Source organism: Megasphaera massiliensis (assembly GCF_000455225.1).
In the GTDB taxonomy this organism is placed as follows: Bacteria; Bacillota; Negativicutes; order Veillonellales; family Megasphaeraceae; genus Megasphaera; species Megasphaera massiliensis.
Map to the genome: position 1 here is coordinate 1 of NZ_HF954535.1, position 16472 is coordinate 16472.

Annotated in this window: 13 protein-coding genes; 1 reads left to right on the plus strand and 12 read right to left on the minus strand. The window is 52.1% G+C overall.

The features are described 5' to 3' along the window. Positions 1 to 167 precede the first annotated feature (167 nt). Genes TX77_RS01865 through TX77_RS01895 form a run of 7 tightly spaced genes read right to left on the minus strand, consistent with a single transcriptional unit; the run spans position 168 to position 7632 of the window. A complete protein-coding gene (locus TX77_RS01865) occupies positions 168 to 1304 on the minus strand; it encodes an amidohydrolase (RefSeq protein ID WP_044503145.1) in 1137 nt (378 codons plus the stop codon). A 17-nt stretch (positions 1305 to 1321) separates the two neighbouring features. Beyond that, positions 1322 to 2251, minus strand: coding sequence for a S66 peptidase family protein (locus TX77_RS01870; protein WP_044503146.1), 930 nt, complete (start codon positions 2249 to 2251; stop codon positions 1322 to 1324). Positions 2252 to 2255: 4 nt separating this feature from the next. Further along, positions 2256 to 3845: a peptide ABC transporter substrate-binding protein gene (locus TX77_RS01875; protein WP_044503147.1), complete on the minus strand. Its 1590-nt coding sequence runs from the start codon at positions 3843 to 3845 to the stop codon at positions 2256 to 2258. Further along, a complete protein-coding gene (locus TX77_RS01880; protein WP_044503148.1) occupies positions 3845 to 4813 on the minus strand; it encodes an ABC transporter ATP-binding protein in 969 nt (322 codons plus the stop codon). Before TX77_RS01880 ends, TX77_RS01875 begins: the two co-directional genes overlap by 1 nt. Next, complete coding sequence (locus TX77_RS01885; RefSeq protein ID WP_044503149.1) at positions 4800 to 5795, minus strand: ABC transporter ATP-binding protein; 996 nt, start codon at positions 5793 to 5795, stop codon at positions 4800 to 4802. The genes TX77_RS01880 and TX77_RS01885 overlap by 14 nt, the downstream gene beginning before the upstream one ends. Next, positions 5792 to 6697 carry an ABC transporter permease gene (locus TX77_RS01890; protein ID WP_044503150.1) on the minus strand — a complete coding sequence of 302 codons (906 nt, stop codon included), beginning with the start codon at positions 6695 to 6697 and terminating at the stop codon, positions 5792 to 5794. The genes TX77_RS01885 and TX77_RS01890 overlap by 4 nt, the downstream gene beginning before the upstream one ends. Positions 6698 to 6699: 2 nt before the next feature. Next, the gene (locus TX77_RS01895; protein WP_044503151.1) at positions 6700 to 7632 is read right to left on the minus strand and encodes an ABC transporter permease; all 933 of its coding nucleotides are present in this window, start codon (positions 7630 to 7632) and stop codon (positions 6700 to 6702) included. 146 nt (positions 7633 to 7778) lie between these two features. Between TX77_RS01895 and TX77_RS01900 the strand changes: the two genes are divergently transcribed. Next, the gene (locus tag TX77_RS01900; protein ID WP_044503152.1) at positions 7779 to 8987 is read left to right on the plus strand and encodes an MFS transporter; all 1209 of its coding nucleotides are present in this window, start codon (positions 7779 to 7781) and stop codon (positions 8985 to 8987) included. 3 nt (positions 8988 to 8990) lie between these two features. Here TX77_RS01900 and TX77_RS01905 read toward each other — a convergent pair whose 3' ends face one another. The 5 genes from TX77_RS01905 to TX77_RS01925 form a co-directional block, all read right to left on the minus strand. Next, complete coding sequence (locus tag TX77_RS01905) at positions 8991 to 10601, minus strand: FAD-dependent oxidoreductase (protein WP_044503153.1); 1611 nt, start codon at positions 10599 to 10601, stop codon at positions 8991 to 8993. 9 nt (positions 10602 to 10610) lie between these two features. Further along, the gene (locus TX77_RS01910; protein WP_044503154.1) at positions 10611 to 11282 is read right to left on the minus strand and encodes a 2Fe-2S iron-sulfur cluster-binding protein; all 672 of its coding nucleotides are present in this window, start codon (positions 11280 to 11282) and stop codon (positions 10611 to 10613) included. 75 nt (positions 11283 to 11357) lie between these two features. Continuing rightward, positions 11358 to 14792 carry a pyruvate carboxylase gene (locus tag TX77_RS01915; protein ID WP_044503155.1) on the minus strand — a complete coding sequence of 1145 codons (3435 nt, stop codon included), beginning with the start codon at positions 14790 to 14792 and terminating at the stop codon, positions 11358 to 11360. A 304-nt stretch (positions 14793 to 15096) separates the two neighbouring features. Next, entirely contained in the window at positions 15097 to 15792 is a 696-nt protein-coding gene (tatC, locus tag TX77_RS01920) for a twin-arginine translocase subunit TatC (protein ID WP_044503156.1), read from the minus strand. Positions 15793 to 15868: 76 nt separating this feature from the next. After that, entirely contained in the window at positions 15869 to 16372 is a 504-nt protein-coding gene (locus TX77_RS01925; RefSeq protein ID WP_044503157.1) for a nitroreductase family protein, read from the minus strand. Positions 16373 to 16472 lie beyond the last annotated feature (100 nt).

A 16472-nucleotide genomic window follows, 5' to 3' on the forward strand; every position in this document is an offset into this window, starting at 1 on the left:
ACGAAGAGCTTGTCAAGCATGTTTTTGAATTTCTTCATAAAACCTGACAACCATAAACAGGCACAATAAAAAAAACTTACATTTTCTTTCTCACGTCTCGTTGCAGCTGGTTTTTATATAATAACATTAACGCCGAGAAAAGTCAATCACTTTTCTCGGCGTCTTTCTTAATTTTCTTCCCCCATGACGTCAAGGCCTACCATAGCCATCGCTTTAGCACCGGTCAGGGCCTGCATTTTACCAAGATCGCTGCCGGCTGCCGCTGCAAATTCCGGCGTATGACCGGACATACCGTAACCGATACAGATCTCCGGTTGGCTGACCCGCGTCACTTGACTGACGTTGCCCACATCGGTAGAACCTTCGGCGAAATCATCGCTGCGAAGGCCGAATTCTTCATAGAGTTGATTAAAGGCATCGGCAAAGTATACATCCATTTTCGGATCGTTGACCATATTTTTATAGAGCGGTTCATAGTGAACCATCTCTACCGAGGCTTGATGAGCCGCTGCGACATCCTGCGCCATCTTCTTGATATCCGGCAGCATTTTATATTCCAAATAATCGACAGTCAAGGCCCGAATCGTCGCCTTGAGGACAGCCCTATCGGGTACAATATTCGGCGCCGTCCCGCCATCGGTGATGATAGCGCCGATGATATGGCGCTCAGTCAGCGTCTTTTCGTATTCCTTGAGGCGGCCATAGAAATCAACTAAGGCATCGAGGGCATTGATCCCGTGATATTCTGTATCAGCGACATGGGCGGCTTTTCCCAAAAAAGTAAATTGTAAGGGATGGGTCGCATAGGACGTACCGCTAATATAGGTTTTATCAACGCCGGGATGGACGATGACGGCAGCGTGAAGGTCGTCAAAGACACCGTGTTCACTCATATAGACTTTGCTGCCCACCGTTTCTTCAGCAGGACAGCCATAGACATGGACCGTCGCCTTCTCTCCGGCAGCCTTGGCAAAAGCCAGAGCCGCACCGATGCTCATGGCAGCGATCAAGTTGTGCCCGCATCCGTGTCCAATTTTCGGCAGCGCATCATACTCTGCTAAAAAGCCCATCTGAAACGGACCGCTTCCAAACGTTCCGTGAAAGGCCGTGGGAAAGGCATCGGAAACGGGGTTATCAAGCGTAAAACCGTGATCGGTCAAAATGTCTTTCAGCAAGGCGGAGGCAAAAAATTCCTCCTGCCCCAGTTCCGGACGGGCATGCAGCTTGTCGGCGATATCATAGATGAGGGTTTTCAATTCGTCGACATAGCGGCAGGCGTCTTCTTTTAATTGTTTATACTCCATCAGGATTCCTCCTACAGTTAGGGTAAAAATACGAGTTCCGCCCGATCCGTTTCGGCTTCAAGGCGCACCGTCTGACCTAAGGGAAGCCAAGCGTTATCGGCACCGTGTCCAAAGGACAGGCCCTTGACGGCGGGCTTTCCCCATTTTTTCGCATAAGCACGAATGACTTCGTCGACAGTCCATTCGTAGGTGCTCCTTTCCGTAGGATTGCATCGGTAAAATTCGCCAAAGGCAATGCCTTTCACGCCGTCAATGAGGCCGGCTTGCTCGATATGACAGAGCATTCTGTCGAGAGAATAGGCATCTTCTCCCACTTCTTCCAAACAGAGAATGCCCCCTTCCGATTGTAACGCATAAGGCGTCCCCATGGTAACCGACAGCAGCATCAAGTTGCCGCCTAAGAGAGGTCCCGTCGCTGTCCCGGGAACGAGGGTCTCGGGATGCATCGCCGGCGCCGAAGGCAATGTGCGTGCAGCATAAGGATGGGCCAATCCCCAGCGCAATTCTTCCCGTGTGTAGTCAGAAGCCTTACGGGCCAGGGACATGACCATCGTTCCGTGGATGGGCCGAAAATGGCAGCGCTGCAGAAAGACGGTATGGAGCGCCGTAATATCGCTAAAGCCGATGAAAATCTTCGGGTGGGCGGCGATTAACTCATAATCGAGAAGCGGTAAGATCCGCGTTGCCCCGTAACCGCCGCGAAGACACATAATAGCCTTTACATGGTCATCGGCAAAAGCGGTGTTGATGTCAGCAGCCCGCAGTTCATCGCTGCCGGCCAAATAGCCGTCGTGAGCCGATACGGATTGTCCCACCGTTACGTGATATCCAAGTTCTTTTAAAAAGGCAATGCCTTGGGCCGCATCATCTTCGGCAAGGGCCGCAGACGGGGCCACGACGGCAATCGTATCGCCCGGATTCAAAGGGGCGGCACAACGATAATCCATAGGGTTACGTCCTTTCTCCTTCATCGATATAGGCATTTTTAAAATCTACCAATCCCAGTTGTGACCAATGGTATCCTTTAATATAAGGCTGGGCTACGTAAGGCTGGGTCGTATAGTAGATTGGGATGATGACGCAGTCATCAAAGAGCATCTGTTCGGCTTCATGCATATAGGCCATGCGCCGGGCTTCATCGTTCGTCGCCTTAGCCTGGCGAATCAGTTCGTTATAGGCCGTATTGTGATACTGGGCATCGTTTTCTTCGTCCGCAAAGACGTCGAGGAAGGTCATGGGATCGGCATAATCGGCAATCCACGAAGCCCTGGCGACCTGGTAGTCCCCCTGCGCCCGAGAGGCCATGAATACCTTCGATTCCTGATTCATGAGCGATACGGACACACCGAGATTATCCTTCCACATGGCCTGGATTGCTTCCGCCACGGCCTTGTGCATCTCGTTCGTGTTGAACAGGATGGTCACCGGCGGAAGAGGATGGTTTTCATCATAACCGGCTTCACGCAGGAGATTTCGTGCCCTTTCCGGATCTTCACTGATGAGATTGCCCCCTTCTTCCCGAAAATCACGGCCTGTGGCCTTATCTTTCAGACCCGGCGGAACCCAGGCATAGGCCGGTTCCTTTTCAGCCCGGATAATATGGTCGATAAGGCCTTGGCGCTGAATCGAGAGGGCAAAGGCCTTGCGGACGCGGACGTCGTCAAAGGGTTTTTGCTGGACGTTAAAGACGTAATAATAGGCGCCTAAATACGGAGCAATTTTATAGAGCCCCATTTTTTCCAGCCGTTCTTGGTCAGCCGGCGGCGGTTCAACGGTCATATTGGCTTGATTGCTTTCTACCAAAGTCAATCTCGTCGCCTGAGAATCGCTGATGGGAAGATCGATGTGGCTGAGCTTCACCGCATCGGCATCCCAATATCGTTCATTTTTAACCAATTTAATTTCACTGGAATGATTCCAACTGACAATCTTAAAAGGCCCGCTGGAAACCATTCCCTCGGCATCGGCGGCCCAGGTATCGGGCTTTGCTTCGACGAGCTTCCGCGGTACGGGATAATAGCAGTGAAAAGCTGTCAGATTCAAAAAGTAGGATGTCGGCTCTTTTAAACGAACTTCCAAGGTTTTATCATCAAGAGCCTTGACACCGACTTCATCAGAAGAGGCCTTCTTCTTAAAGTAATCTTCGGCCTTATCGATGCAAAAGAGCATATAGGCATTTTCCGAAGCAACGTCGGGATCGACGACGCGCTTCCAGGAGTATTCGATATCGCCGGCCGTAATAGGCGTACCGTCGCTCCACTCGATTCCGTCGCGGAGGTGAAAGGTATAAACCCTGCCATCGGCCGAAATATCCCAGCTCTTAGCCAAGGCCGGCTGAGGAACATCATCGACAAGACGGGTCAGGCCTTCAAAAATCTGTAATTCTGTATTGCTTTCAGCCAAGGCCGTCGTCATAGCCGGATCGAGGCGAGACGGCTCCGCTTCTAAGACGTAGCTCACCGTATCCGGTTGTTCTACGCCGCAGGCACTGAGAAAAGCGGCCATGAGGACGGCCACGAATAAAAGGATATATTTTTTCATCAGTCCGTCCCTCCTTTGACATGGTGACAGGCAACCAGGCGCCCTTCCCCGACGGAGCAAAGGGCAGGCACCTCACGGCGGCACCGTTCATCACAATCAGGACAACGCGGATGAAAGACGCAGCCCGACGGTACATCGAGGGGGCTGGGAACTTCACCCGAAACAACGGCCGTTCTCTGATAATGCGGATCCGGCCGCGGCACAGAGGCAATGAGCATCTGTGTGTAGGGATGGAGAGGCCTATGAAAGACGGCGTCGCTCGGACCTAATTCGACGAGATTTCCCAGATACATGACGCCGATGCGACGACTCAAATGATGGACCATACTCAAGTCATGGGCAATAAAGAGATACGATAACTGCCGTTCTTCCTGGAGGCGCTTTAACATGTTTACGATTTGAACCTGGACCGATACGTCAAGAGCTGAAATCGGTTCATCACAAAAGATGCATTCCGGATCGACGGCAAGGGCTCGGGCGATTCCGATGCGTTGACGCTGGCCGCCGCTGAATTCGTGGGGATAGCGCTGGGCCGTTTCCGGTCTCAAATCGACTTGGGTCAATAAATCGGCCACCCGTTGACGCCGTTCTCTATCGTCGGAACAGAGCGCATAGTTGCGAAGAGGTTCGCTAATGATATCTTCGACGGTCATTCGCGGGTCCAAGGAGGCATACGGGTCTTGAAAGATCATCTGCACCTGGCGTCGATAGTCCTTCCCGATTTCAGGCTCGCCGATATTACGGCCTTTATAAAAAATATCCCCATCGGTTTTAGGATACAGTCCCAATAAGGTGCGGGCAAAGGTCGACTTGCCGCAGCCCGATTCGCCAACTAAGCCAACCGTTTCGCCCGGCTCAATCGTAAAGGATACGTGATTGACAGCGGTCAACACTTTTTTCGGACGACCTAACCAATTGCGGTCAATCACAAATTGTTTGGTAAGGCCTTTAGCTTCAATGAGTGCCATCGCCCATCCTCCTTTCTGCCGCTGCCAGCCAGCAGGTATAGTGATGACCGGGACCGGCTTCTTCCCGCGGCGGTTCTGCTTCCATACAGACTTTCATAGCCCGAGGGCAGCGCCGATAGAACCGGCAGCCTTTTGGCATATGGAATAAATCCGGGGCCTGGCCGGGAATGCCGGTCAGTACCTTATCCCGATCCGTTGGGTCCGGAAGAGAGGCCAACAGCCCCTTGGTATAAGGATGGGCCGGTCGGTAAAAAATATCCTCTGCCGTCCCTTCTTCAACGACGGTCCCGGCATACATGACGTAAATGCGGCGGCACATCTGGGCAATGACGCCTAGATTATGGGAAATGAGGACGACGGCCATACCGAGTTCTGCCTGCATTTTCTTTAAGACGTCCAAGACCTGTGCTTCTGTCGTAACGTCGAGAGCCGTCGTCGGCTCATCGGCAAAGAGGAGTTTCGGCGAACAAGATAGTGCCATGGCAATGAGACAGCGCTGACGCATACCGCCCGATAATTGATGGGGGTATTGGTCGAGCCGCTTTTCCGGTGAAGTCAGACCGACGGCTTTTAACAGTTCTACAGCCTTTGCCCGCTGCTCCTGTTTAGACAGTTTCTGATAGAGGGCAAGCCCTTCACAAAGCTGGGCCCCAATGGTGAGAACCGGATTGAGGGATGTCATGGGATCCTGAAAAATCATAGCCATATCGCGGCCGCGAAGGCCATTCATCTCCGATTCTGACAAGGGCAGGAGATCGCGTCCCTCCCACAAAATCTCGCCGTTCCGGTATTCCGCAGCTCCCTGGGGCAATAATTTCATAACCGCCTGGGACGTAACCGACTTGCCGCATCCCGATTCGCCGACAATGCCGACGGTTTCACCGGGCCGGACCGTAATCGATACGTCGTGAACGGCTTCTAAAAGGCCTCGGTACGTGTGGAATGAAATAGACAGATGACGCACTTCGAGTAACGGATTCATCGGCTCCCCTCCTTCTGATGCTGCGGATCCAAGGCATCGCGCAGGCCATCGCCTAAGAACATGAAACCCAGCATGGTAATGCACAGGGCCAAGGCCGGAAAGGCCAGCTGAAAGGGAAAGGAGCGCATGCTGTTAATACCTTCTGAAGCCAGGACGCCCCAACTCGCCATCGGTGCCGATACTCCCAAACCGATAAAGCTTAAAAAGGCTTCCGTAAAGATGGCTTCCGGAATCGATAAGGTGAGCGTAACGATAATCGGCCCGACGCAGTTAGGAATCATATGCCGCCGCAAAATCTGCCAGGTCGACGTACCGCAGGAACGGGCAGCCATGACGTATTCCTGCTGTTTCAGGCTGAGGATCTGGCCACGGACGACACGGGCCATATTGAGCCAATAGGCGATACCTAAGGCTAAATAAATGTTGATCAGCCCCGGTTTGAAGACGACCATCAGCAAAATGACGTAGAGCAGCATGGGGATGGAGTAAAGGATATCGACGACGTGCATCATGATCCGGTCGACCCGTCCTCCGGCCAAGGCCGCAATCCCGCCGTAGAGAACGCCGATGAAGACGTTAATAAGGCTGGCCACCAGGCCGATGGACAAGGAAATGCGGGCACCGTACAAGACGCGGACAAAGAGGTCCCGTCCGAGTGAGTCGGTGCCGAACCAGTGTGCTGCCGACGGCCAGGCATTGGCATCAGAAAAACTCTGGTCGGCATAAGTATAGGGGGATACAAAAGGTCCGATGACCGCCAAGAGTGTCATGACGATGACGATAGCCATGCCCCAAAGGGCCAAGGGATTGCTCTTCATCCGATGCCAACCGCGGTCCCTCAGCGTTTGAGGTGCCACATAGGGTTCCCTTCGGTCCGCCTCCGTAATCGGTGTGAAATCCATGGCTATTCCTCCTTTCGGCTGTCGACGGTAATGCGCGGATCTAAGAGCAGATAGATGAGGTCGACGAGTAAATTCATCATCATGATAAGAAAACTGTAAAAAATAGTAATCCCCAAGATGACCGTGTAATCGCGGTTATAAATACTGGTAACGAAGTGACGCCCCAATCCGGGAATGGCAAAAATCGTCTCGACGATAAAGCTCCCGGTCATCAAGGCCGCAGCCAAGGGCCCGATATAACTGACGACAGGCAGGAGGGCGTTGCGCAGGGCATGACGGTACAATAAGGACCAAGAACCAATGCCTCGAGAGCGAGCCGTCCGTATATAATCCTGTCCCAAGGCATCGACGAGGCTAGACCTTGTCAGACGCATAATAAAAGCCGTCGGCTGCGCAGCCAGAGCCAAGGCCGGCAGGATGACATAGGCCGGACCTTTCCACAAAGCCGCCGGCAGGACAGGCCAAGTAAAAGCGAAGAGCTGTATGAGAACGGCCGCAAAAATAAAACTTGGGACCGAAACGCCGAGAGTAGCGCCTATCATCATCCCGTAATCAACCCAGGTATTCTTATACCAGGCAGCAGCCATGCCGGCAAGGATACCGGCCCCGATGGCAAGGAAAAGGCTGATAAGCCCGAGCTCAGCCGATACAGGCAAAGTCTCTGCGATGATATCGTTGACCGTTTTACCGGGATATTTGTAAGACGGACCGAGGTCGAGGACGGCAGCATGGCGGACGTAATCGACGTACTGGTTCCACAAGGGTTCATCGAGATGGTAGCGGGCTTCTACCGTCGCCATGACAGCCGGCGGCAGTTTCTTTTCCTGCGTAAAAGGACCGCCGGGAATGGCGTGCATCAGACCAAAAGTAATGGTAATGACCGCCCATAGGACGATACAGGCGCCAAAGAGGCGCTTTGCGAGATAAATGGCCAAGGAGAATCATTCCTTTCCAACATAGATACTATTAATTATAAGGCCCTATCTTTATCATGACAAGGCAATGGCCGTTGTTATTATCCTGGCGGCGGCGTATAATAGTAAATTGACTACGTTAACAAATCGAAAGAAAGGTGATCGCTGTGAACTGGAAACTTTGTTTAGCAATTCTAACGTGTAACGTCGTCTTCATGTCCTCAAGCTACACCATGCTCATCCCCTTCCTGCCTATGTATCTTACCCGAGACCTCGGCGTCGATCCGGCGTCGGTCAACATTTGGTCCGGTATCGTCTTTTCCTCGACCTTTCTCATCAGTGCCGTCATGGCCCCCATATGGGGACGGATGGCCGACAAAAGAGGCAAGCGACTCATGGCGATTCGCGCCAGTTTTCTTTTATCTATCAGTTATTTTCTCGGCGGTATCGTAACGACACCGCTGGAACTGACTTTCATGCGGATGTTCCAAGGCTTTGCGTCGGGCCTGTGGCCCATGGAACTGGCCATCATGACCACCTATGCTCCGCCCAAAAAACTGGGCATCTGCTTGGGCGTCATGCAAGGGGCCCTCACAGCCGGCGGCATCATCGGCCCCCTCTTTGGCGGCATCTTAGCCGAAACCTTCGGCATGCGCCAATCCTTCTTTTTGGCAGCCGCCGCTTTGTTCCTTAACTTTTTAGTCCTGGTCTTCTTTATTAAAGAACCGCCGATGGACACGGCACCGTCTGCCGATACCATCAGTGCCGACAGCAAAAGCGGCCAAGTCAGCCTATGGAAGACGCCTGTCATCCGCCTGATGCTCATCAGCGCCGCCTTAGTACAGGCTGTCATCCTCATCGTCCAGCCGATTTTAACGACCTATATTTCTTACCTTGCCGGAGACATCGACAACCTGGTCTTCGTAGCCGGCCTTATCTTCTCCCTGGGCGGTTTTGCCAGCGCCATTACGGCTCCCCTCTGGGGCCGTTTCGGTCAGCGCCACGGTTTCGTAAAGACCCTGCGCATCGTACTGGTTCTGGCGGGTATTTTCTTCCTCATCCAGTCCCTTCCCGATACGCTTTACACCTTCGCGGCCAGCCAATTCGCCGTCGGCCTCTTCTTCTCCGGCATCTATCCGTCGATCAATGCCATCTTGGCGGAAAAGACGAGTGCCAATATCAAAGGCCGGGTCTTCGGGCTCATGTTCTCGGCCCAGCAGGTCGGCGCCATGGGCGGCCCGATTTTAGGCGGCATCATTGCCACCTATATCGGAATGAAGTACGTCTTTTGGGGAGCCGGCACGATTCTCTTGTGCCTCAGTCTGGCCATCACCTGGAAGGTACACCATCTGCACGGTGAAAAATTGGCGGATTAACACTTACCCCCGGGTACCCCGATTATGGGTGTAGTCCGGAAGGAGTTTCGGCGATAATACCTTTTCGGTAATGCCGGCAGCGGCACGTTCTTCATCAAAGCGACGAACGTGGTCGAGATTCCCCTTTCCGGGATGGGCCTGCTCACTGTAGACCGCCGCTTCGGTCCCGGCAATCCGGCCAAAGACGATGATATCCAAGAGACTGTTGCCCATGAGTCGGTTCTTCCCGTGAATACCGCCGACGTCTTCCCCGGCCGCATAGAGGCCGGGGATTTTTGTTTCACTCTTAGCTCCGATACAGATACCGCCATTTTGATAATGGAGGGTCGGATAGACTAAAATCGGCTGTTTTCGGATATCGATGCCGAATTTTTCATACATATGAATCATAGCCGGCAGTCTTTTTTCCATCGTCCCCTCCCCATGAAGAATATCGACCATAGGCGTATCGAGCCAGACGGCCTGGCCGTGCAGGGCATAGACGCCCTTGTTCCGTTCTTGGCACTCGCGAATAATGGCCGCGGCCACGACATCCCTCGTTTCTAAAGGATGGAGGAAGGCATCGCCGTCCTTGTTGACCAGCATGGCATCGAGAGAACGGACCTTTTCCGTGACCAGGGCTCCATAAATCTGAGGCGGGTAAGCGGCCCCTGTCGGGTGATATTGAATAGCACCGGCATAAAGGAGAGGGACGCCGGCCCGATAGGCCATGACCAGCCCATCCGCCGTCGATCCATAATGATTCGACGTCGGAAAGCCTTGATAGTGGAGACGCCCGGCACCACCGGCAGCAAGGATGACGCTTTTTGCTCGAACGACGTGGTATTCCCGGGTATCGAAATCATACAAGACGGCACCGGCAGCCCGGCCTTCCCCGTCAAGCAGCAATTCGACAGCCGGCGAATATTCGATGACATCGACGCCGGCGTTACGGACTTCATCGCGAAGAACACGCATGATTTCCGCTCCCGTATAATCCCCGCAGGCATGCATCCGTTTATAGGACGTCCCGCCGCCGTGGGTCGTTACCATGGCTCCGTCACGGTCTTTGTCAAATAGGACGCCTAAGGAGCTGAGCCACTGAATGGCTTCCGGCCCATGAAGAACCAGTTCAGAGAGCAGTTCGGGAATATTCTTATAATGACCGCCGCCCATGGCGTCCAAATAATGAGCCGCCGGCGAATCATTTTCCTTATCGGCAGCCTGTATGCCTCCTTCGGCCATGCCCGTATTGGCATCTCCCAATCGTAGTTTCGTAGCCATGAGGACCTTCGCTCCATGGCGGGCCGCTTCAATAGCTGCGGCAGCACCGGACCCGCCGCCGCCGATGACCAGGACGTCGGTCTCAAACTGGATATGGTCGACATCGACGTCGGCTTCATCCATGCGGCTCTGGCCTTGTAAGAGGACGGCCAGTTCAGACGGTACTTGATCGCCCTTATTGGGTCCTACGGACAGGCGTGTAAAACCGTCTTCGTGATAATCAGGATGAAATTGTTTTAAAAGGGCATCCTTTTCTTCAGCCGTAAACCGCGGCAATGTTTCCGACAAGCGGATACTGCGCGTCGCCTCGACCCGCGCCTGAGACGCCCGCATTTCTTCGGTATATATCATGAGGTCCTCCTATTTTTCAATCGTCCGCCCTTCGTATAAGCGGCGCAATTCATCGTCATCGGCTTCCATCAACCGCTGTACATCGGCAATATACTGCCCTTCTTGAATCGCTTTTACGCGGTCTTCCAAATGACGGCTCTTTTTGGCAATATACTTACCCATGAGGCGCCGTGCCAAGAGGCCGACCGGTCCGTGGCTGATTTTCGCCGGACAGCTGGCAGCACAGATATTGCAGCAAACACAGCGGAAGGACTCTTTCGCACAGCCGGCATAATCACCTTTCTGGGCCAGGGCGATGTATTTCATGACTTGAATCCCTTGAGGACAGTTCCGCGTACAGGCATTGCAGTGAATGCAGTTATAAATCTCAGGATAAAGCTGACCGACGACATTTCCGGCAACAGGCAAATCATCCATGTCATATTCCATCTTTTTGATGGGAAACGATTCCAACCGGCCGACACACATGCCGTCTTCAACCTTCGTTTGACAGGCCAGGGCCGAATGCGTTTCAGTCTGCCCTTTCAGACGGTAGACGACGGCGCAGGCCCCGCAAAACCCGCTTCGGCATCCGCAGCCGCGAACCAGGCGGAAGCCGGAGTATTCCATAGCCCGCATAATCGTCAAATCTTCAGGAACCGAAAACATCTTCCCCAGTAAATAGACGGTTACCATTTTCATAGCTATTTCTCCTTTAATGAAAAAGGTGCTGCCGCACATGCGGCAGCACCTTTTATTGCTTTATAAACCGTAATCTTATTCCAATACTTCCAGCAAGCAGTCGCCGCTGATGATAGCCTGGCCTTTGACGGCATAGATTTCACCGACAGTTCCGTCGATAGGCGACGTAATCGTCGTTTCCATCTTCATGGCTTCGGTAACGACTAAGGGTTCGCCCTTCTTAACTTTCTGGCCCTTGGAAACGAGGACATTGACGACCGAACCGGACAAGGTGGCACCGATGTCACCGGCCTTATCAGGATCTGCCTTACGGCGAGAAACGGTCTTCATGTCGACGCTCTTATCCTGGATACGGATTTCACGTTCGGCACCGTTGAACATGAAGGTAACCGTGCGGACACCGCTTTCATCAGGATCGCTGATATTGATCAGGGTGATGATGAGATCCTTCCCTTCTTCGATTTCAACGTGAAGTTCTTCATTTTTCTTCATGCCGAAGAAGAAGGTCGGCGTATCGAGGACGCTGACATCGCCGAATCTCTTGACCTTTTCATTGTAGTCTTCGAAGACTTTCGGATACTGGCAGTAAGCATTGATGTCTTCGGCTTCGTGCTTGTAGCCGTTTTCAGCCAATTTAGCACGGACGGCGTCGAAGTCGACCGGTGCCAGGCTCTTGCCCGGCCGTTCCGTAAGGGGTTTCTTTCCTTTGAGGATAATCTTCTGGAGTTTTTCCGGGAAGCCCTGATACGGAATGCCGATACGGCCTTCGAAGAATTCGACGACGGACTGCGGGAAGTCGAGGACGTCGCCTTTATCGTAGATATCCTGTTCGGTCAAGTTGTTCTGGACCATGAACAAGGTCATGTCGCCGACAACCTTGGACGACGGCGTAACTTTGATGATATCGCCGAACATCATGCTGACCGTATGGTACATCTTTTTGATTTCATTCCAGTGGTCGCCGAGGCCTACAGCTTTTGCCTGCTGGCGGAGATTGGAGAACTGACCGCCCGGCATTTCATGCTGGTAGACTTCCGTATTCGGATAAGCTTCGGCTTTGTCGACGCCTTTGTAGTACGGACGAACCGTAGCCCAGTAGCGGGACATTTCTTCCATAGCATTGACGTCGAGGTCCGGCTGACGATCCTTGCCGCTCAAAGCGTAATACAAGGTGCTCATGCTCGGCTGGCTGGTACCGCCGGCAAAGGCCGAATAAGCAACGTCGACGATATCGACACCGGCATCGATAGCCCTGCTGTACGTCGTAATGGCATTGCCCGAACCATCATGGGTATGGAGGTGAATCGGAAGGTCAACGGCATCTTTCAAAGCCGATACCAGACGGTAAGAAGCTTCCGGTTTCAAGAGACCTGCCATATCTTTAATGGCGATGATGTTGGCACCGGCATTTTTCAATTCCTTAGCCATGTTGACATAGTATGCCAAATCGTATTTATTCCGCGACGGATCGAGGATATCGCCGGTGTAGCAGAGAGCTACTTCTGCCAACTTATTGTTTTCACGAACGGCCTGAATCGTGCCGTACATATTGTCTAAGCTGTTAAGGCTGTCAAAAACACGGAAGACGTCGATGCCGTTCTTGGCCGAGAGGTCGATGAAGTTTTTGACGACATTGTCCGGATAGCTGGTGTAGCCGACGGCATTAGCACCGCGGACGAGCATCTGGAGAAGGATGTTGGGAGCCTTTTCACGCATCTGGCGCAGGCGAACCCAAGGATCTTCATAAAGGAAGCGATAAGCTACGTCGAAGGTCGCCCCGCCCCAGCATTCATACGAGAAGAGGTTCGGGAGTTTCTTCGAGGCTGCTTCCAAGACACGGAGCATATCGATGGTGCGGACACGAGTAGCAAACAAGGACTGGTGCGCATCACGCATGGTCGTATCGGTGAAGAATACCTTATGCTGTTCTTTGATCCACTGGGAGAATTTTTCCGGTCCCATGGCATCAAATTTCTGTTTCGTGCCGTCCGGATACGGGCCGTTTTCAACACTCGGCAGTTCCAAAGGTTCAAATTCAGTCTTTTCCTGGTGGCCGGCACCGGCATAGCCGTTAATCGTCGTATCGCTGATGTACTCTAAGAGTTTCGTGCCGCGGTCCTGTACGACCGGCAGTTCAAACAGTTCCGGATGATTGTCGATGAAGTTGACATTATACGAACCGTCGACGAATTCAGGACTCTTCAGGACGTTGATCAAGAAGCCGATATTGGTCTTGACGCCGCGGATACGGAATTCCTGAAGGACGCGGAGCATCTTCTGGACGGCTTTGGCATGATCGAGGCCGTAAGTCGTCGACTTGACCAAGAGCGAATCATAGTACGGCGTAATAATGGCTCCTGTATAAGCATTGCCGCTGTCGAGACGGACACCAAAGCCGCCGCCGCTGCGGTATACCGTGATTTTACCGGAATCCGGCATGAAGTTATTCAGCGGATCTTCGGTCGTAATACGGCACTGGATGGCATTGCCGAGACAGTGGACAGCATCCTGAGACTTAATGCCGATTTCATCGCTGTCGAGGGCATAACCTTCAGCGACTTTAATCTGGGTCTGGACGATGTCGATACCCGTAATCATTTCAGTGACCGTGTGTTCTACCTGGACACGGGGGTTAACTTCGATGAAGTAGAAGTTGCCGTCAGGCGTAACCAAGAATTCGACGGTCCCTGCATTGACGTAATGAACGTTTTTCATCAACTTCAAGGCAGCATCACAGATTTTCTGACGAAGTTCGACGGGCAAGGCCGAAGCCGGAGCCGTTTCAACGACCTTCTGATGACGGCGCTGGATAGAGCAGTCACGTTCAAAGAGGTGAATGACGTTGCCGTGTTCGTCGCCCATGATCTGGACTTCGATGTGCTTCGGATTGATGATACATTTTTCGAGATAAATTTCATCGCTGCCGAAAGCCAGCTGCGCTTCCGATTTTGCCCGTTCATAAGCATCGCGCAGTTCTTCCATGGAGTCGACCATACGCATGCCGCGGCCGCCGCCGCCGTTTACAGCTTTCAGCATAATCGGAAGTCCGACTTCCTTGGCAAAATTTTCGACTTCTTCATAGCTTTCAACGCGGCCGTCACTGCCGGGAATGTACTGAATACCGGCCTTTTTTGCCTGAATACGGGCATTGATCTTATCGCCGAACATGATGAGGTGTTCTACTTTAGGACCGATAAAGATAATACCTTCTTCTTCACAGCGTTTCGCTAAGTCCGCATTTTCGGACAAGAATCCGTAACCGGGGTGGATGGCATCGACGTCGTGCTCATGGGCAATACGGATAATATCTTCAATATCTAAATATGCATCTACCGGTTTTTTGCCTTCACCGACGAGATACGATTCATCTGCACGGAAACGATGCAGCGACAGCGAATCTTCTTTGGAATAAATCGCAATCGTGCGGATTCCCAGTTCATTACAAGCCCGGAAAACACGAATGGCAATTTCTCCGCGGTTGGCAACTAAAACCGAACGAATTTTTTTCATGAAAATACCCTCCTGCGTATAAAAATTGAATCAGACCGGTAAACGCACAGCCAATCGCCGCCCATACATTCACCGCTTTCTCTATTATAGCAAAATGGAAACACATTACAAGGGACGGCCACTTTGTATACAAAAAAATACTGTATACATGAATCCTAAAAAAACACGCAAACAAGACTATCTACGTGGATTTGTGGTTTTCATGGGAATTGAGTCTACTCAACTACCCGCCATTCATCTCCCGCCTAAGAGGAAGGAGTCTTCTGGTGGGTTAAGATAAAATCATTTATTTCAATAAATATACCTAGGGCTTCATAAATCTCATAACCACAATCGTTCCCTCATAGAGAAAGATCAAGGGCACGGCAATGGCCGTCTGGGTAATCATATCCGTCGTCGGCGATACGACACCGGCAAAGATGAAAACCCCTACGATAAAGAAACGCCGCTTCTGCCGCAGGGATCTCCCGGTCACCAAGCCCAAACGCGCCAGGATAATCAGCGCCAGTGGAAGTTCAAAGCCGATAGCAAACGGCAGGACGAAGGCGATGAAAAAAGACAAATAGGCCGCTAAAGAAAACATAGGCTGTAGAGAGAGGGCAGAAAAACTCAGAAAAAATTGGACGGCTTGGGGAAAGACGACGAAGAAGGAAAAAGCAGCCCCGCCATACCACAAAACAAGAGCAGCCGGCATAAACCAGACGAAGGCCTTGGCCTCGGTATCGCGAAGTCCCGGCCTTAAAAACCGCCATAGTTCATAAAAGTGGATGGGCAAGGTCACAAATAAGCCCGTAACGGCGGCGATTTGCAGGTAAGAAAAAAAGACTTCCGCCGGATTCAGAAAATAAAGCTTTCCGGCCGGCGCCGAGATGACGGCAATGATATCTTCGACATAGGTATAGGCGACGATCGTACCTATGAGCAAGGCTGCCAGCGAAAAGAGGAGGCGCCGCCTAAGTTCAGCCAGATGGAAGGTGATAGGTGCTTTTTCTTCAATCATAGAAATCCCTTCTTTAACGATAAATAGAAAAGGCCCTGCCAAGTAGCGACAGGACCCTTTCACGGCCGTACAAGAATTATACGTAATGAATGCGGGATGGATCATAGCGGTCTTCATGCGGTTTGTCTTCTGCTGTTGCCTGAGGATAACCGAGAGCAACGATAGCAAAGGGGGTAACGCCTTTAGGAGCGCCCAAAGCCCGACGGACCAAAACTTCACGAGCCCGATAGGGCGTAACGCCAAGCCAAACAGCACCGAGATCGAGGTGTACCGCTTCGATGAGGATATTTTCAACGGCCGCACTGAGATCAAGGGGCGTAAAAGCAGGAAAACGCATGTGTTCGTCACGAGAACAGACGACAATGGCTAAGGCAGCACCATTGGCACAGCCTGCATACGGACTGCATTGAGATAAGTCCTGAATGACCCGTTTGTCGCGGACGACATAAAATTCCCAAGGTTGTTGGTTTCCGGCAGATGGAGCGGCCATGGCAGCACGCAGCAGCTGTTCTATCTTTTCATCTTCTACCATGGTAGGCAAAAATTTCCGGATACTCCGTCTGGCAAAGATTTCATTCATGTAAATCGACTCCTCCCTATAATCATATATCTATTTTATTATAACATAAATAGATAGGAAGAAAACAGTGGCGAAATGAAAAAGAGTAGGCACCGAGGAT